General features: G+C 63.3%; 21 protein-coding genes. 12 read left to right on the forward strand and 9 right to left on the reverse strand.

Annotation, left to right across the window (positions count from 1 at the left end):
* The first annotated feature begins 147 nt into the window (after window positions 1-147).
* The 6 genes from M1D34_RS00480 (at window position 148) to M1D34_RS00505 (ending at window position 3,654) form a co-directional block, all read left to right on the forward strand.
* Window positions 148-786 (forward strand): 2-dehydro-3-deoxy-phosphogluconate aldolase, encoded by a 639-nt coding sequence (locus M1D34_RS00480; protein WP_027992175.1) that lies wholly within the window; start codon window positions 148-150, stop codon window positions 784-786.
* Between the two features lie 284 nt (window positions 787-1,070).
* Window positions 1,071-1,775: a tellurite resistance TerB family protein gene (locus M1D34_RS00485; protein WP_003528889.1), complete on the forward strand. Its 705-nt coding sequence runs from the start codon at window positions 1,071-1,073 to the stop codon at window positions 1,773-1,775.
* A gap of 117 nt (window positions 1,776-1,892) precedes the next feature.
* The gene (locus tag M1D34_RS00490; protein ID WP_498780161.1) at window positions 1,893-2,591 is read left to right on the forward strand and encodes a GNAT family N-acetyltransferase; all 699 of its coding nucleotides are present in this window, start codon (window positions 1,893-1,895) and stop codon (window positions 2,589-2,591) included.
* Window positions 2,588-2,800 carry a hypothetical protein gene (locus M1D34_RS00495; RefSeq protein WP_003528892.1) on the forward strand — a complete coding sequence of 71 codons (213 nt, stop codon included), beginning with the start codon at window positions 2,588-2,590 and terminating at the stop codon, window positions 2,798-2,800. Before M1D34_RS00490 ends, M1D34_RS00495 begins: the two co-directional genes overlap by 4 nt.
* A gap of 171 nt (window positions 2,801-2,971) precedes the next feature.
* Window positions 2,972-3,211: a type II toxin-antitoxin system VapB family antitoxin gene (locus M1D34_RS00500; RefSeq protein WP_003528894.1), complete on the forward strand. Its 240-nt coding sequence runs from the start codon at window positions 2,972-2,974 to the stop codon at window positions 3,209-3,211.
* Window positions 3,211-3,654, forward strand: coding sequence for a type II toxin-antitoxin system VapC family toxin (locus tag M1D34_RS00505; RefSeq protein ID WP_498780164.1), 444 nt, complete (start codon window positions 3,211-3,213; stop codon window positions 3,652-3,654). Before M1D34_RS00500 ends, M1D34_RS00505 begins: the two co-directional genes overlap by 1 nt.
* A gap of 124 nt (window positions 3,655-3,778) precedes the next feature.
* On the opposite strand, the gene M1D34_RS00510 is transcribed toward M1D34_RS00505, so the two are convergent.
* The 3 genes from M1D34_RS00510 to M1D34_RS00520 all read right to left on the reverse strand — a co-directional run bounded on the left by M1D34_RS00510 (window position 3,779) and on the right by M1D34_RS00520 (window position 6,452).
* A complete protein-coding gene (locus M1D34_RS00510) occupies window positions 3,779-4,801 on the reverse strand; it encodes a nickel/cobalt transporter (protein ID WP_038439279.1) in 1,023 nt (340 codons plus the stop codon).
* Window positions 4,795-5,439 carry a DUF1007 family protein gene (locus M1D34_RS00515; protein WP_003528900.1) on the reverse strand — a complete coding sequence of 215 codons (645 nt, stop codon included), beginning with the start codon at window positions 5,437-5,439 and terminating at the stop codon, window positions 4,795-4,797. Before M1D34_RS00515 ends, M1D34_RS00510 begins: the two co-directional genes overlap by 7 nt.
* Before the next feature lie 119 nt (window positions 5,440-5,558).
* The gene (locus M1D34_RS00520) at window positions 5,559-6,452 is read right to left on the reverse strand and encodes a LysR family transcriptional regulator (RefSeq protein WP_003528902.1); all 894 of its coding nucleotides are present in this window, start codon (window positions 6,450-6,452) and stop codon (window positions 5,559-5,561) included.
* A gap of 586 nt (window positions 6,453-7,038) precedes the next feature.
* Here M1D34_RS00520 and odc2 point away from each other — a divergent pair.
* The gene (odc2, locus tag M1D34_RS00525) at window positions 7,039-8,178 is read left to right on the forward strand and encodes an ornithine/lysine decarboxylase (RefSeq protein ID WP_010970259.1); all 1,140 of its coding nucleotides are present in this window, start codon (window positions 7,039-7,041) and stop codon (window positions 8,176-8,178) included.
* 85 nt (window positions 8,179-8,263) lie between these two features.
* Entirely contained in the window at window positions 8,264-8,854 is a 591-nt protein-coding gene (locus tag M1D34_RS00530) for a GNAT family N-acetyltransferase (protein WP_027992172.1), read from the forward strand.
* 96 nt (window positions 8,855-8,950) lie between these two features.
* Here M1D34_RS00530 and M1D34_RS00535 read toward each other — a convergent pair whose 3' ends face one another.
* Window positions 8,951-9,586 (reverse strand): LysE family translocator, encoded by a 636-nt coding sequence (locus M1D34_RS00535; protein ID WP_013844857.1) that lies wholly within the window; start codon window positions 9,584-9,586, stop codon window positions 8,951-8,953.
* A 130-nt stretch (window positions 9,587-9,716) separates the two neighbouring features.
* Window positions 9,717-9,872, reverse strand: a complete 156-nt coding sequence (locus M1D34_RS00540) for a hypothetical protein (protein ID WP_014529910.1) — start codon at window positions 9,870-9,872, stop codon at window positions 9,717-9,719.
* Between M1D34_RS00540 and M1D34_RS00545 the strand changes: the two genes are divergently transcribed.
* A complete protein-coding gene (locus M1D34_RS00545; RefSeq protein ID WP_003528909.1) occupies window positions 9,864-10,310 on the forward strand; it encodes a glyoxalase superfamily protein in 447 nt (148 codons plus the stop codon). The two genes, M1D34_RS00540 and M1D34_RS00545, sit on opposite strands and share 9 nt — an antisense overlap.
* Window positions 10,311-10,388: 78 nt before the next feature.
* Here the strand turns inward: M1D34_RS00545 and M1D34_RS00550 are convergent, their stop codons facing one another.
* The 3 genes from M1D34_RS00550 to M1D34_RS00560 all read right to left on the reverse strand — a co-directional run bounded on the left by M1D34_RS00550 (window position 10,389) and on the right by M1D34_RS00560 (window position 13,457).
* Complete coding sequence (locus M1D34_RS00550) at window positions 10,389-11,378, reverse strand: WD40 repeat domain-containing protein (protein ID WP_010970256.1); 990 nt, start codon at window positions 11,376-11,378, stop codon at window positions 10,389-10,391.
* 64 nt (window positions 11,379-11,442) lie between these two features.
* Window positions 11,443-12,549, reverse strand: a complete 1,107-nt coding sequence (locus tag M1D34_RS00555; protein WP_017276041.1) for a CobW family GTP-binding protein — start codon at window positions 12,547-12,549, stop codon at window positions 11,443-11,445.
* A gap of 116 nt (window positions 12,550-12,665) precedes the next feature.
* Window positions 12,666-13,457, reverse strand: a complete 792-nt coding sequence (locus M1D34_RS00560) for a creatininase family protein (protein WP_027992168.1) — start codon at window positions 13,455-13,457, stop codon at window positions 12,666-12,668.
* Window positions 13,458-13,570: 113 nt separating this feature from the next.
* On the opposite strand from M1D34_RS00560, the gene M1D34_RS00565 reads away from it, so the two are divergent.
* The 3 genes from M1D34_RS00565 (at window position 13,571) to M1D34_RS00575 (ending at window position 16,247) form a co-directional block, all read left to right on the forward strand.
* The gene (locus M1D34_RS00565; RefSeq protein ID WP_003528917.1) at window positions 13,571-14,074 is read left to right on the forward strand and encodes a MarR family winged helix-turn-helix transcriptional regulator; all 504 of its coding nucleotides are present in this window, start codon (window positions 13,571-13,573) and stop codon (window positions 14,072-14,074) included.
* A 108-nt stretch (window positions 14,075-14,182) separates the two neighbouring features.
* Entirely contained in the window at window positions 14,183-15,205 is a 1,023-nt protein-coding gene (locus M1D34_RS00570) for a LacI family DNA-binding transcriptional regulator (protein WP_003528919.1), read from the forward strand.
* Window positions 15,206-15,278: 73 nt separating this feature from the next.
* Window positions 15,279-16,247 (forward strand): 2-hydroxyacid dehydrogenase, encoded by a 969-nt coding sequence (locus M1D34_RS00575; RefSeq protein WP_498780172.1) that lies wholly within the window; start codon window positions 15,279-15,281, stop codon window positions 16,245-16,247.
* Here M1D34_RS00575 and M1D34_RS00580 read toward each other — a convergent pair.
* Window positions 16,244-16,999 (reverse strand): gamma-glutamyl-gamma-aminobutyrate hydrolase family protein, encoded by a 756-nt coding sequence (locus M1D34_RS00580; RefSeq protein ID WP_498780174.1) that lies wholly within the window; start codon window positions 16,997-16,999, stop codon window positions 16,244-16,246. The genes M1D34_RS00575 and M1D34_RS00580 overlap by 4 nt on opposite strands.
* Window positions 17,000-17,013: the final 14 nt, after the last annotated feature.

The raw sequence follows: 17,013 nt of genomic DNA on the forward strand, positions 1-17,013 counted from the left end.
CGGGCGGAATAGCGCGAAGAGTTTTCCGCGGCGCGATCTACCGCAGATGGTTTCTCTTCGGCGGCAGAGTAGCTTTCAGGCTCGACAACCGCAGACCGGCACGCTATGCGAGGGGCATTATTCAATCGTTTTAAAAGGACGATCGGCATGAGCGCGAAAACGGACAAGCTTCTCTCCATCCTCAAGCTGCAGCCGGTGGTTCCGGTCTTGGTGATCGATGATGCGGCGTCGGCGGTACCGCTCGCGCGGGCGCTGGTCGCCGGAGGCCTCAAGGCGATCGAGATCACCTTGCGCACCCCGGCCGCACTGGAGGCGATCCGTGCCGTCGCGAATGAGGTTGAGGGCGCCGTTGCCGGTGCCGGCACCATCCTCAATGCCGCCCAGTTCGAAGAGGCCGTCGCGGCCGGGTCGCAGTTTATCGTCAGCCCCGGCACGACGCAGGAACTGATCGACGTCGCCAACGATCACGAGGTGCCGCTGCTTCCGGGTGCTGCGACGGCGAGCGAGGTCATGGGGCTGCGCGAGGAGGGCTACGATGTGATGAAGTTCTTCCCGGCCGAGCAGGCCGGAGGCGCTGCCTATCTGAAGTCGCTGTCGTCGCCGCTCGCAGGCACCATGTTCTGCCCGACCGGCGGAATCTCGCTTGCCAATGCGCGCGACTACCTGACGCTTCCGAACGTCGTTTGCGTCGGCGGCTCCTGGGTTGCGCCGAAGGACCTGGTCGTCAGGGGCGACTGGGCCGGCATCACCAAGCTTGCGGCCGAGGCCTTCGCGCTCAAGGGCTGATCCTAGTTAGAGCGGGACGAGGAAAAGTGTGCCGTTTTCCGCCTGCATCCCGCGTCTCAACTTCTTGGATTCGATCACGATGCTTTTAGGTCGACCCGACCTAAAAGCATCGTGATCCAGCCGGCACGCGATGGAGGAAGGCCGGCATTCGTCCGGCCATTTCATTCTTCACGCCGGTTTGTATTTCCGTGGCAACGTTCCTATGTCTCAATCGGCCAACGACGGAGCGCGGGGTGGGGCGTTCATGCCTGCCATCCCGCATTGACCGAAAAGGAGCAAGCCTGATGTTCGACGCGAAGAAATTGCTGGATCAGTTCCTGGGATCGCAGGTGCCCGGCGCCGGAGGGACCGTCCGCGGCCGGGCGGATCAGGTGACCAAAGTCGCGAAAGACAATCCGCTTGCCAGCGGCGCGATCGCCGCGGTCCTGCTCGGCACGAAATCCGGACGCAAGCTGGCCGGCAATGCCGCCGTCCTCGGCGGTCTCGCCGCGATCGCCGGCCTCGGCTATCAGGCCTACAAGAACTACCAGTCCGGCAAGGAGCCGGTGGCCGAGCCCGCACCACGCGCACCGGCGCAGTTGCCGGCGCCGCCCGCCGACTCCGGCTTCGCCGCGCCGGAAGCGCTGAGCGACGACTTCGCGCTCGTTCTGGTGCGCGCCATGATCGCCGCCGCGCGCGCGGATGGCCATATCGACGGCACCGAGCGCGGCCGCATCATGGACAAGCTATCCGTTTCGGGCCTTTCCGCGGATGCGGCGGCCTTCCTGGAAGCGGAGCTCGTCAACCCGATCGATCTCGACGCCATCATCTCCGCCGGGAAGACGGAGGAGGAGCGGGTGGAGATCTATACGGCCTCCCGTCTCGCGATCGAGCCGGACGGCCGGGCCGAGCGCGGCTATCTCGATCTGCTTGCCGGGCGGCTCGGCCTGGCCGATGCGCTCGTCGACCACATCGAGGCGACGGTTTCTGCGGCAAAGATTCCGGCTTGAACTAATTCATGAGCGGGCGTCGATCCGTTCCGCTCATGGGTCGCATCACGAGTTTGAATTTGTCACCGCCCTGCGTCTGTCCTATGGCCAGTGCGAATGCAAACGCGGGAGCAGTTGATGCGTGATCTTGCCCACTGGAAAGGATGCCCGGCGCCGAAACCGGTGCTCATCGAGGGGCGATACGTCCTTGTCGAGCCCTATGATCGGGCGAAACATCTGAACGCCCTCTGGAGCGATGCCTTCGGCGGCATGGCCATCAACCCTCTGCTTAAATATTTCTCCCAGGAGGATTTTTCGGGCATAGAGGATTTCGACACCTGGTTTTCGGCGGTTCAGCAGAAGTCGGGCTGGGTGACCGAGGTCTTTCGCGAGAAGGCGAGCGGCAAGGTCGTCGGCATGGCAAACTACATGCGCGCCGATCCCGCCAACGGCGTCGTCGAGGTCGGCGGCGTCGCGCATGGGTCCGCCATGGCGCGATCGCCGCTTTCGACTGAAGCGCACTATCTCATGGCCAGGCATGTGTTCGAGGACCTCGGCTATAGGCGCTATGAATGGAAGTGCCACAGCGAAAATCAGGCGAGCCGCACCACCGCGGCGCGCCTCGGCTTCACCTTCGAAGGCATTTTCCGTCAGCACATGGTTTCGAAACGCGCTAATCGCGATACGGCCTGGTTCTCGATGATCGATCGCGAATGGCCGCTCATCAAGACCGCTTTCGAGCAGTGGCTTTCGCCCGACAATTTCGATCGCGACGGACGCCAGAAGCAGCGCCTCGAGGATATCCGCGCAACGCTTGCGCAGGAGGGACGAAGGTGAGCACGCCCGAGAAGGAGAAATCGCCCGCCGTCGCGGCAGCCATCATTCTGCTGGTGGTCGGGATCGGCTTCTTCGCGCTGCCCTCGATCATGGTGAGGCTCGGCGACATATCCCCATGGCTTGCGGCCGCGGTCGGCTGCCTATTCGTGATAGCCTTCTTCCTGATCTTCTGGCTGCGCGCCCGGTATCAGCGCCGAAAGGGACTGTGAGTCTCCGGTCGGCTATTTCCGCATATTCTATTGAAGGTGCGGGTGCTGCGGGTCAGTTCGGATACCTTCAAGAGCGGGTACCGACATTCTCGTCGAACGTGCCAGCGTAAACTGCTTCTGGTGAGGATATGAAAAGAAGGATATTATAATATCCTCGAAAGGATATGCTGTATGCCGCTCTATATCAAGGATCCCGAGGTCGACCGGCTGGCCGAGGAGCTTATCAGCCTGACCAAATCCAGCAAGGTGGATGCGGTCAAGGACGCGCTCAAGCATGAGATAGCCAAACGTAAGGCCGTTCTTCCTGTCCGAGAACGCCTTGCAAAATCCCTTGCCATGGCGCGCGAGGCCGGTCCCTTTGCCCCCGGCAACCACAAGCGGGAAACCGACGACATGTGGGGCGATGACTGATGCTGTTCATTGACGCCTCGGTTGTCGTCGCCATTCTGGCCGAGGAAGAGGATGCCCCAAGCCTGATCGATCGGCTCGAGCAGGACGGCGGCCCCTACTACGTCTCGCCCGTCGTGCGGATGGAAGCGACCGTATCGCTCACGTGCCGATTGGCCGAGGCCGCAGGCAGGGGTGGACCAGCAACACCCGAGATGATGGACACGGCGCGCCGTCTCGTCGAGCAGTTCATCTCCGACCTCGATTGCAAGGAAGCGATGATTTCTGGCGACGTTGGCGCCAAGGCGCTTGATGCCGCGCGGCAGTTCGGCAAGGTCATGAACCACCCCGCCAAGCTGAACATGGGCGATTGTTTCACCTATGCCTGCGCGCGGGCTTACCGTACCCGAATTGCCTATAAGGGTGACGACTTCACCTATACCGATCTCGGCTGGCATAGCCATTAAGGTCTATCGGAAAGCCACGCCAAACCCTGGGGCGCGGCCTACCCCTTCTCGCCGTCAGAACGGGGAGAAGGTCGCGGCAGCGAGATGAGAGGCGGTTGCGGGTGGAATGTTCTTCCGAGGTAACTCAGCTCTGCAGCGCCGCGCCCAGGAGCACCAGCCCGAGCAGCAGGACAAGCAGCGCACCGGCGATCTCGATGCCGTTCGAGATGCGTGCCGCAGCCGAATCGCTGGAGGCATAGCGCACGGCAATACCCTTGGCCGTCACGGCCATGGTCGCCAGGATCGAAACGGTGATTGCCGTGCCGATCGACATGGCGAAGACCGAAAGCACGCCGCCGAGATAGAGCCCGTTCAGGAGGGCGAAGGACAGCACGATCAGCGCGCCGGAGCAGGGCCGCAGGCCGACTGCGACGATCGCCGACCAGGCTTCGCTGAGCGCGAAGCGGTCGCCCTTCAGGAGCGCCGGATCGGGTGCATGGGCGTGGCCGCAGGTGGCGCAGACCTCGCCGGGCCCGTGCGCATGGTGGTGATCATGATGATGATGCTCGTGGCCGTGGCTATGACCGTCATGGGCATGCACCGTGGCCGGGGCAGGGGCCGGACGCAGCATCGATCGCAGCTTGCGGAAGACCAGCCAGCCGCCGAAGGCCGCGATCAGCGCATAGCTCGCGATTTCGAGTGCACGGGTGGCGTTCGTCATGCTGATCGAGGAGCCGCGCAGCACGAGATAGACGGCGCCGATCAGGAGGATGGCAACGACGCCCTGCAGGATCGAGGAGAGGAAGGAAAGCAGCACGCCTCTCTTCAGTTCCGTCTCATTGGCGATCATGTAGGAGGAGATGACCGCCTTGCCGTGGCCCGGACCGGCGGCATGGAAGACACCGTAGGTGAAGGAAAGGCCGATCAGGGACCAGAGCTGCCACGGGTTATCGCGCATGTCCTTGAGCGCGTCGGTCAGCATTCGGTAGAAGCCCTGCTGCTCCATGTTCACCCAGGAAAAGAACCCGCCAAGGAAGCCCGTCGTCCGGATGGAAGGTTCGGCAGTGCCGATGCCGAGAGGCGACTGGGCGGCGGCGACGGTTGCGGAAAAGGCCGTCAACAGGAGGGCGGCCACGATCAGGCGGCCGGCGTTGCGGGCATTCAGCATGTGATCTCGATCCTGGTTGCAAAGAGCTTCGACGTGTCGGTTCCGGTCGGATCGTTCCAGAAGGCGTCGGTCAGCGTGTCCTTGTTCTCCGCCAGCACTTCGTCGGGATCGGGCCGCACCACCTGATGCTGGCAGGCCTCGATCTTGTCGCCGACGACGGAGAGGTCTTCGTCGGTCGGGAAGTCCATGGCGGTATACATGGTCGGGTCGTAGACGCCGAAGGAAAGCTTGCCCTTGAGCGGCATGGTCTCGGCAGGCTTGACCGCAAACATCATCAGGAGCTGGTTATCCTTGTAATCGACGGTGATGCTGTCGGGTCTGTTGACCTTCACGGATTTGCCGTTGTCGGAAATCGACGTGTAATAGTTGTACTCCGCCAGCGACTCGAGCACCGTCTGGCCGACTTCCTTCAGTTCATCCGGGTCGAGCGTGGCGTTCGCGTTCTTGTCGAAGTCGAGAACGACGCTTGCCGAAAACAGCTCGTCGAACCGCCAGACATTCCTCAGCTCGCCGATCCCGCCCTTTTCGTCGGAGACGATCTCCAGGCGAGCTTCCGCGAATATATGCGGGTGGGCGAAGGCGAGAGCGGGCGCGAGGAGCGTCGCAAGGCCGGCCATGACGATGCTTTGTGTTTTCATGGGAATGGGAATCCTTTCGGCCGGGGCCGCGCGAATCGTCCCCGAATGTACCGTAAATGAGACGGAATTGGGACTTGCAGCGCATCGTTTCCACCGGGTGAGGAAGGATCGCAGTCGCATCAGCGCGTGCTGCGGAACCAGCTGTGGAGGAAGTCGACGAAGGTGCGAACCTTGGTCGGGAGGTAACGACGATGCGGATAGATGGCGTAGATGCCGCGATCCTTGGGCAGGAAATCGTCGAAGAACGTCACGAGCTCGCCGGCAGCGATCTTCGGCCGGGCGATGAAATCGGGAAGGACCGCCACTCCGATGCCGCTCACCGCGGCCCGCGCCGCGGCAAGCGGGCTGTTGACCTCGATCTGCCCGCTGACCGACACCGTGAATGGCGAACCGTCCTTTTCGACGAAACGCCAGCTCGAATAGGACCGGCCGTTGGTGTCGAGGATGCACGGCAGCTTGGAAAGTTCGCTCGGATGCCCGAGGGGGCCGGCCTTGGCCATGAAATCCGGCGAGGCGCAGACCAGCACCTGAAAGTCGTCGAGCTTGCGGGCGATCAGCGTCGAGTCCTCGAGCCGGGTGATTCGGATAGCGACGTCGAATCCTTCCTCGACGAGGTCGATGAACCGGTCGTCCGAGACGATGTCGAGCGACAGTTCGGGATGCTCCTTGCCGAAGTCGATCAGGGACTGGCCGATATCCGCATCGACGAAAGTCCTCGGCACGGTGATTCGCAATCGGCCCTTGAGGTCGGAATTGTTGGCACGCACGAGATCGGCGAGGTTGTCGATCTCCTTCAGGATCTCCGATGCGCTGCGGTAATAGGTGTGTCCGGCCTCGGTCAGCGAGAACTGGCGCGTCGTGCGGTTCAACAGCAGCGCGCCGAGCTCGTCCTCGAGTTCGCGCACATATTTCGACAGCAGCGCCTTGGATTTGCCGATGCGCCGGGCCGCGGCCGAAAAGCCTTCCGCGTCCACGACATCGATGAAGGCGCGGATGCGGGTCAAGGTATCCATGATTCGTCTTTCTCCGGCATGCAGGCGAAAACGCTCTTGGTAGACGGGTCTCCGGTTCCCGCCCGCACGCACGGCCCTGCTGCGATCGTTCAGCCAAAGTGAACACTGGCGCCGTTGCCCGGTCCAGAAAAAATTAGCGGCGAGATGGAAAAAACTCTTGATTACGACAATGATTTTTCTTACCTACGCCTTGCCCAAAGTCGCACGTGCCTGTGGGTGTCCGCCGACCCTCGATTAGGTGAGGTTATCGGTAAGGTACCTGGAACTAACCCCTCCAGTCGCTATTCCGGCCAACCGGGAAATGCGAGGACATCTTGAAGCAACGACGGTGCGGGCCTTTCTGGTGTCTGCCGGCTCTCCAACAGCCGGGGTTACTGAAGAGGCACACCTTCATTGCCGGAAGTGCGGTTGGGTTATTCCCTCCAATCCATGGCAGACAAAGCCGAATCCTAGCCTTTGCGGGCTTTGATTCAAATTCGCGCATCGAGCGCATGCATGGTTCCGGGGTCTCCACCGGCTGGTTCCAGTGCAGGCGCGCGTATGCCCTTTGTCCTCCACAGTCGTGGAGTCTAATGGATCGGGGAATATGGCCATGACCACCGCACGTATCATCGACTTCCTCAACACCCGACGACCCGAAGGTCCTTGCCTCGTTGTCGACCTCGACGTCGTGCGCGACAATTTCAAGGCCTTCCGTCATGCGCTGCCCGACAGCGCGATCTATTATGCCGTGAAGGCAAACCCGGCACCGGAAATCCTGCGCCTTCTCGCCGGCCTCGGCTCCAACTTCGATTGCGCGTCCGTCGCCGAAATCGAAATGGCGCTCGATGCCGGGGCGACGCCGAACCGCATCTCCTATGGCAACACCATCAAGAAGGAGCGGGACGTTGCGCGCGCCCATGCGCTGGGGATCAGCCTCTTTGCGGTCGACAGCCACGAAGAGGTCGAGAAGATCGCGCGCGCCGCTCCCGGTGCCCGTGTCTTCTGCCGCGTGCTGACCGATGGCGAAGGCGCCGAATGGCCGCTGTCGCGCAAGTTCGGCTGCGTGCCGCAGATGGCGGTCGACGTGCTCGTCTATGCGCACCAGCTCGGGCTCGTCTCCTACGGCGTCTCGTTCCATGTCGGCTCGCAGATGACGAAGCTCGACGCATGGGATGCGGCTCTTGCCGATGCCAAGCGCGTCTTCGTCCAGCTTGCCAAGCAGGGCATCGAGCTCAAGATGGTCAATATGGGCGGCGGCTTCCCGACGAAGTACCTCAGGGACGTTCCGTCGGCCGAGGCCTATGGCCAGGCGATCTTCGGCGCGCTGAAGAAGCACTTCGGCAACAACATTCCGGAGACGATCATCGAGCCGGGCCGCGGCATGGTGGGAAATGCCGGCGTGATCAAGGCGGAAGTCGTTCTCGTGTCGAAGAAGTCGGACAACGACAGCCACCGTTGGGTCTTCCTCGACATCGGCAAGTTCGGCGGTCTCGCCGAGACGATGGACGAGGCGATCCGCTATCCGATCCGCACGGCCCGCGATGCCGATGCGATGGAACCCTGCGTGCTCGCCGGCCCGACCTGCGACTCGGCAGACGTGCTCTATGAGAAGAACATGTATCCGCTGCCGATCTCCCTGACGATCGGCGACGAGGTTCTGATCGAAGGCACGGGCGCCTACACGACGACCTACTCGGCCGTCGCCTTCAACGGCTTCGAGCCGCTGAAGGCCTATGTCATCTGATCCTGCTCGCTCCCGTTCACGCGGGAGCGGCTTTCACAATTCATGTCCGGTCCGCCTGAAGCGGTTTTGATGACGGGAGGCCCAGATGGCCGCTGTTGTTGATTCCTTGCGCGCGTTCTTCGCGCCAACCACCTTTGTGATCGACTCGGAAAACCCGGGCGATGTCGTTGCGCGCGAGAACCTGCTCGACCGCGCCATGGGCGCGGGTCGCCGCAGGAAATCGTCGGAGAAGCTGCGTCGCGGCCGCGTGCCTGCCGAGGGCCTTGCCCTTGTCGCCCGGGATGCCGACGGTCACGTCATCGGCACCGTGCGCCTCTGGAACGTCGAGGCCGGCGTCAACCGCGAGGGCCAGCCGGTGCCGGCGCTTCTGCTCGGCCCGCTTGCGGTCGATCCGGCGCATGAGGGCAAAGGTATTGGCGGCATGCTGATGCGCGCGGCGGTCCAGGAAGCCAAGAACCGCGGCCATGGCGCTGTCCTGCTCGTCGGCGACGCCGCCTATTACGAACGTTTCGGCTTCTTCGCGCAGCGCGCGCAGCATCTCGTCATGCCCGGTCCTTTCGAGCGCAATCGCTTCCTGGCGCTTGAGCTCAAGGAAGGCTGGCTCGACGGTGCTGCCGGGATGCTGGTCGCCAGCGGCCGGAAACTCGCATTGCCGCCGCTTCGCCGCGCCGCCTGAATTTCTCCGCCTCTCACCCTGCGGAGGTGGATTATCAGCAGCGCTCCTGCCGTCCTTCGCGGCGGGAGCGCTGTTTACGCACTTTTCCGAAGTGCTCTAATTCGCAGCGCGCCGATAGAGCGCCAGAGATCCGGCGAGCGCCAGCAGTGCGCCGCCGCAGATGCGGTCGAGCCAGATCGCGCCGGAGCGCCTCATGAAGCGCACCGCCTGCGACCCGAGCAGGGCGTAACCGAACATCACCACGAAATCGATCGACGCGAAGACGATGGCCAGCATGGCGTATTGCGGCGCCTGCGGCAGGGCGGGATCGATGAATTGCGGCAGAAAGGCCGAAAAGAACAGATAGCCCTTGGGATTGGTGACGGCGACGAGGAAGCTCTTGGTGAAGATGGAGCGCGTTGCGCCGGAATCCGCTCCCTGCGGCGCTTGCGACGGGAGTTCCAGCGTTCCGCGCGATCGCAGCAGCATGACGCCGAGATAGGCGAGATAGGCGGCGCCCAGCCATTTGACCACGGAGAACCAGAACTCCGACGCTGCAAGCAGTGCACCGAGCCCGAGTGCGACCGCGCCGATCAGCACGAAATCCGAGAGCATCGCGCCGATCATTCCTGCCGTTGCCCGTTTCACGCCAAAACGCGAACCATTGGTGAGCGCGAGAAGCACGGTTGGTCCAGGCGTTGCGATGCCGATGAAAGCGACAAGCGCGAATGCGAGAATGGTGACTTCGCTCATGATGTCCTCCCTAGATCACTTTTCCTCATCCCGCTCTTGGCGACGCCAAGTCGTCCCATAGCTGTCGCGTGCGTGCAAGTGGCCATCGCCGGCGGCCCGCGCGTTTGACAGCCTGCATGGTTTCCCCTATTCAGGCGCCGGGCGAGGGCCCCTGCCGTCCGCGAGCGTCAAGCTTCGGTGAAGTCTCTCTTTTCGACACGGTCACGCCGAGCGGCATGCTGCCGATGGCAATGCGGACACCCATCCAGAAATGCATGCCGTAACAGGAGACCCTGTCATGACGCATGAATTACGAAGCCTTCCCTCGCTCGATGCGCTGAAGGACCAGGCCAGACGCCTGAGATCCCGGCTTGCGTCGGAGGGTGACGAAGTCACCCACTCCAAGTCGCTCGAGCTGGTCGCCGCCCAGTATGGCTATCGCGATTGGAACACGCTGCACGCGGCCGTCGGCAACCGGCCTGCTTTCAACCCATGGATGCTCGGGGCGCGGGTCAAAGGCCGTTATCTCGGCCAGGCTTTCGAAGCGGAAATCCTCTCGGCCCAGGCGATCAGCGCGAAACCGCGACGTTATCGGCTGACGTTCAAGTTCGACGAGCCTGTCGACGTCGTCACATTCGAGAGCTTCTCCGCTTTCCGACAACGGGTCACCGCCACCATCGATGAAAGCGGGCGGACGGTCGAGAGGACCTCGGATGGGCGGCCGCATCTTGAACTGGAGTGGTGAGGAACAGGCGGCGCTGGCCCTCATCCGGCTTGCCCCCGCCTTTTCGCCGCAGCGGCGGATTGCATGCATTCACGCCTGCTACCCGGCGATATCCACCACACCGCAATCGCCCGCCGCCGATCCGAAGGCGAGTTGGCGGCCGCTCTTGTTCCAGGCCATGGCGGTGATCGCGCCATTGCCCGGGCGACGCAACAGCACTTCCTTGCTGTCCGCGAAGCGGGCGGCGAGGATCATGCCATCCTCATAGCCGATGGCGACGATATCGTCTGCCGGGTGGCAGGCGACTGTCGTCACCATTATGTTGGCGCGGGTGCCGAGCTCGAGCGGCGCCTTGCCCATCGGTCCGTCCTTGCCCTGAAACGGCCAGACGATCGCTGCCGGCGCGCCGGACGAGGCGAGCCACTTGCCCTTCGCAGACCAGGAGAGTGACTTCACCTTGGCCGGATAGCCGGTCATGCGCATGTGCCGCGCCTCGGCGCCGGGCTTCGCGTCGAGCTTCCAGCCATGCAGCGCATTTTCCTGCATTGCGGTGACGACGAAGCGTCCGTCGGGAGAGAAGGTGACGCCTGTGTGGGCGCCCTTCCATTCGAGATCGACCGGCTGGCCTGCCATGGCCACCCAGTGCAGCGAGACGCCGTTGTATCGCGCGGCGGCGATCCTCAGGCCCTTGGGTGCGAAGGCGATGCCTTCGACGGTCCGCTGCTCGGGAAATTCCCTGGTGGTACCGTCGGAAAGGCGGACATGCGTCGTCTTGCCGTAGGCGTAAGCGACCGCACCTTGCGGTCCGGCCGCAACTTGCGAGATCCATTTGCGACCCGTGTCGGCAACGAGGCTCGCCGTGCCGTCTGCCGAAATGCGCATTACCTTGCCGTCTTCGCCGCCGGTCAGCAGCGTGTCGTTCGCCTCGTCGACAACGAAGGACAGCAGCCCGTCATGTGCTTCGGTCGTCTTGTGGCCGTGATCGAGCCGGTGGATCGTGCCGGCGGCCCCGGCGAAGAAGGGAACATCCTTGAGGAAAGCCACGCCGACGACGTGGCCTTCGAGATCGAGCGGAGCGACGGTCGGCATCAGTTGGACGGGCTTTCTTTTTTCATCATGAACTTATCCCGAAGCCGGGCGCCATCTTCCGGGATCATGCCTGGACTTCGCACGCCTTGAAGGTGCGCTCGATCTTCTCGCGGTCGAGATCGCGGCCGATGAAGACGAGCCTGCTTTCGCGCTTCTCGCCGTCTTTCCACGGGCGCTGGTGATCGCCTTCGATGATCATGTGAACGCCCTGGACGACATAACGCTCCGCATCGCCGGCAAAGGCGATGATGCCCTTGAGGCGCAGGATGTTCGGACCGTCGGTCTGGGTGATCTTCTGGATCCAGGGGAAGAAACGATCCGGATTCATTTCGCCCCCGCGCAGCGAAATCGACTGCACCGTCACGTCATGGATCGGCGAGGGACCGTCGTGATGGTGATGGTGATGGTGGTCGTGGTCGTGATCATGATCATGATCATGATCATGATGGTGGTGATCATGATGGTGGTGATCGTGGTCGCAATCGGGACCGCAAACGTGGTCGTGATCCTCCTGATCGAGGAAGTGGGGATCGTTTTCGAGCGCCCTGTCGAGATTGAAGGCCCCCTGGTCGAGCACCTTTCCGAGGTCGATCTCGGAGCGCTGCGTGCGATAGATACGGGCGGACGGATTGATGACGCGCACGGTCGCCTCGACGCGCTCGAGTTCCTCCGGCGTCACGAGGTCGGTCTTGTTGAGGAGCACCACGTCGGCGAAGGCGATCTGGTCCTCGGCCTCGCGGCTGTCCTTCAGACGCAGCGGCAGGTGCTTGGCGTCGACGAGCGCCACGACGGCGTCCAGTTCGGTCTTGGCGCGAACGTCGTCATCCATGAAGAAGGTCTGCGCGACCGGCACCGGGTCGGCAAGGCCGGTGGTCTCGACGATGATCGCGTCGAAGCGTCCGGGACGGCGCATCAGTCCTTCGACGACACGGATCAGGTCGCCTCGAACGGTGCAGCAGACGCAGCCGTTGTTCATCTCGTAGATTTCCTCGTCGGACTCTACGATCAGGTCGTTATCGATGCCGATCTCGCCGAACTCGTTGACGATGACCGCATATTTGCGGCCATGATTCTCGCTGAGGATGCGGTTCAGAAGCGTCGTCTTGCCGGAGCCGAGATAGCCCGTGAGCACGGTGACGGGGATCGGCTTCTGCGCGGATGTTTCGGTCATGGGAACCTCGAGGGTTGGCGATGCGCCGCGGGCATCGATGGTTGGGTTCTCATATAAGAGATGAGGTGGCGATGCGCAAATACAGACCTGTGTCGCGATCGACGGGGGAGAAAAAATCAGTCGAGCTCGCCGGCATCGAAGGCGTTCACATCCTCGAGCAGCTCGATGATGCCTTTTGCCGCATGCGCAAGCAGCGCTTCGCCGCGCTCGGCGGTGGCGGCGGCGGCATTGCCGGCGACGCCGTCTGGGTTCAGATCCGACATCTTCCAGCCGAAAGCGTGCGGGCCGTAAGCGCGCAGATGCTTGAAGGAAAGCGCGAATTCGCCCTGGCGCGAAGGGAAGGCGCGGGCCTTCGCCATATCCACCTTGTCCGGATGGAGCGCCAGCATGACCGAGGTCTCGATATCGCCGCCATGGATGTCGACCGCCTTGTCCTTGGCGCTGATCCAGCCATCCGGCTGTCCGAAGCGTGTCCAGCTCGTCGCCACGGCCAGCATCCTGAAGCGTATCCGCGCCTCCGTCGCTACGATGGTCATCAGGGGCGAATTGCCGCCATGCGCGTTCAGCATCACGAACTTGCGGATGCCGAGTCCGGCGAGCCCCTCGGCGATGCCGAGCCAACGTTCGATCGCCTCGTCATAGGCGAGCGTGCGAGTGCCGGAAACATCCATGTGTTCGATCGAATAGCCGACCGGTTCGACAGGCAGGAAGGTCACGGGCAGTGCTTGGGGGAGTGCGGCGATGACGCGCTCGACGATGCCCGCCGCGATCAGCCGGTCCGTTTCGAAGGGGAGATGCGGCCCGTGCTGTTCATGTGCGCCGAGCGGGAGCACCGCGATCCAGTCCCGCCGCTCGACGGGTTCGAGTGCGGCGGAATTGTCGGTCCATCGGGGCTTCGGCAACGACATTTCTACTCGGCCCTCGGCGTGGTTTGTCGTAAAATCGTTATTTGAGTCATACAGTTCGTAAACTCAAGCCTTATTGCTATAAGTGTAGTGTAGGGGATTCGGCGGGAGGTCCAATGGGCAAGAAGAGCAAAGCCGAAAGGAAGGGCAAGAACGGCAAGAAGAAGGACGAGATCGTCGCCGAGGCGAACGATCACGATCTTGCTTCGGTTCTCGTCCAGGCGGCCCGCTCGATGCGCACGGTGCTCTCTCGCAATCTCGTCGCAAGCGGCCTTTATGCCGGGCAGGACGGCGTCATGCTCGCCCTTGCCGAAACCGACGGGCTCACGGCCGGCGCGCTGGCGGGCAAGCTCGGGGTTAAGGCACCGACGATGACGCGCACGATCGGCCGCATGGAAGCGCAGGGCTTCCTCGAACGCCGGCCGGACAGGGACGATGCCCGGCTGACCAAGGTCTATCTGACAGAGCTCGGCCGTGATCGTCTGCAGATCATCGCGGAAGCGGGCCAGCATTCCGAGAAGCTCGCAACACGCGGTCTGACCGACAAGCAGGTGCGCACCCTCATGAAGCTCCTGCGCGCCGTCGACAGCAATCTGCAGGCCGCCAGAGCTGCGGATTGAGCCGGGGTTTGAGAACCGGGCGGCTTGAACTTCCCGATTGCAGCGATAATTTAAACAGTTTAAAGGAATTTAAACTGGCTGACGGCAGCGACTGCAACGGGGGATATGGTGGCGCAAAAGGTCAAGCTTTCTACAATCGCGGAAACACTCGGCCTTTCGACGGCGACGGTATCCCTGGCATTGCGCGACAGCCCGCTGGTGGCGGCGGTCACACGCGACAAGATCAAGGAACAGGCGCGCGCACTCGGCTACATCTACAACCGCCGTGCCGCAAGTCTCAGGACGTCGCGCTCGGGCATCATCGGTGTCGTCGTGCACGACATCATGAACCCGTTCTACGGTGAGATCCTCAAGGCGATCGAGGCTGAGCTCGATCGCGACAAGCAGACCTTCATTCTGTCCAACCACTACGATTCCGTCGAGAAGCAGCGCGATTTCATCGAGACGCTGCTGCAGCTCGGTGGCGATGGCGTCATCATGTCGCCCGCTATCGGCACGCCGCCGCAGGACATTCAGCTTGCCGAGGACAACGGCATGCCGGCGATCCTGATCGCCCGCTCGATCGAGGGGCTCGATGTCCCCATCTTCCGCGGCGACGACGCCTATGGCATTTCGCTGGCGACCAATCATCTCATCGGGCTCGGCCATCGCTGCATCGCGATGGTCGGGGGAACGGACCAGACCTCGACCGGCCGCGACCGCTACCAGGGCTACGTCAACGCGCTGCGCAAGGCGAATATCGAGGTCGACCCGGACCTGCGCATCCCGGGGCCGCGCTCCAAGCAGGGCGGTTTCGAGGCCGCGGTGCATCTCCTTTCGCTGCCGCAGAAGCCCACCGCGGTCGTCTGCTGGAACGATCTCGTCGCCATCGGCATGATGAACGGCATTGCCCGCGCCGGCCTCGTGCCGGGCGTCGACATCTCCGTCACCGGCTACGACGATCTCGAGGAAGCGTCGATCGCGACGCCGGCGCTGACGACCGTCTGGAACGGCCAGGCGGAGGTGGGGCGCAGTGCTGCGCGCGCGCTCCTGGACAAGCTTTCCGGCAGCCACGAACCCGACGGCATCCATCTGATCAAACCGGAAATGCGCATCCGCCAGTCGACCGGCCCGCTGCGCGTAACGGCTTGATCGATCCCTCCGAGTCTGAACAGGATGCGTGAGTGTTCGTCCGCATTCCCGCCATGTCCGGAAAGGAAACCCGATGAGTCGTCCTAGAATTCTCGTGCCCGGCAAGATCAACCCGAGGGTCCTCGAACGATTGCCGGAAATGTTCGAGACCGTGCGCATCGAGCGCGCCGATGCGGCCCTCGTGACAGCCGACATGCGCGACGTTTCCGGCATTGCCGTTTCGGGCAAGCTGCCGGTGCCGCTGATGGATGCATTCCCCAGCCTCGAGATCGTTGCGAATTTCGGCGTCGGCTACGACGGCGTCGATGTCTCGCGTGCAGCAGCCCGAGGGATTGTCGTCACCAATACGCCTGATGTCCTGACCGAGGAAGTCGCCGACACGGCCATCGGCCTCCTCCTCAACACGCTGCGCCTCCTGCCGCAGGCCGAGCAATGGCTGCGCCAGGGCCGCTGGGTGCGCGAGGGGGCCTTCCCGCTATCCCCGCTTTCGCTCCGCGGCCGTACGGTCGGGCTGTTCGGCCTCGGCCGGATCGGCCTCGCGATCGCACGGCGGCTCGAAGCCTTCGGCGTCTCGATCGCCTACCACACGCGCACGCCGCGCGAAGGCCTCGGCTTCACCTATCATCCGACCCTCGTGGGTATGGCCGAGGCCGTCGACACGCTCGTCGTCATCGTGCCCGGAACAGCGAGCACGCTGAAAGCGGTCAATGCCGATGTCCTTTCGGCGCTCGGCCCGAAGGGCGTGCTGATCAATGTGGGTCGCGGCTCGACGGTGGACGAGGCGGCGCTCGTCACCGCACTTCAGAACGGCACCATTGCCGGCGCCGGCCTCGACGTCTTCGAGAACGAGCCCAATGTTCCCGAGGCGCTGCTCTCGTTTCCGAACGTCTCTCTGCTGCCGCACGTGGCGTCGGCCTCGGTCGTCACCCGCAACGCCATGTCCGATCTCGTCGTCGACAACCTGAAGGCATGGTTCTCGACCGGTGAAGCTTTGACACCGGTGGCCGAGACGCCGTTCCGGCGTAGAGCGATCCAAAACTAACGGGCCTTGCTCTCACGATAGGCGCGTGCGGCATCGCCGAAGGCCTTGAACAGGGCGGCCGACGGGGCGTCGGTCCGAACCCAGTATTCGGGATGCCACTGCACGCCGACGGCGAAGGCCTTGGCGCCGATGACCGAGACCGCCTCGATGGTCCCGTCGTCGGCCACGGCTTCGACCGCAAGGCGCGGAGCGGCGGCGCCGATCGCCTGGCGATGCAGCGAATTGACCCTTACGCGGCCGGTGCCGAGGACCGGGGCCAGACAGCTTCCTTCCTTCACGACCACATCCTGGCGAATGCCATAGGCGACATCGAGATCCGGAACCTCCGGCTTGCGGTGGTCCCAGATGCCGGGCTGCTCCTGGATCTCGCTCGCAAGCGTGCCGCCAAGCGCGACATTGAGCTCCTGTATGCCGCGGCAGATCGCGAACAGGGGGACGCCGCGGTCGAGTGCGCGGCGGATCAGCGGCAGGCTGGTCGCATCGCGGCCCGGGTCGAAAGGCCCGTCCGCTTCGCTCGCCTCGCTGCCATAGAGCGAAGGGTGGACGTTGGAGCGGGCGCCGCTGGCGAGCACGCCGTCGACGCGGTCGAGAATCTCGTCCACATCGTTCCCGGCCTCCAGAGCGGGAACGAGAAACACCATCAGCCCGGCGCCCTCGACCGCCGCGCGGACATATTGGTGGGCGGCAACATGCCAGACATTGCCGTCGAATTCGCGGAAATCGCAGGGGATGGCAACGACAGGTTTCGACATCGTCAGACTCCGGT

It is taken from the genome of Ensifer sp. D2-11 (genome assembly GCF_054161295.1).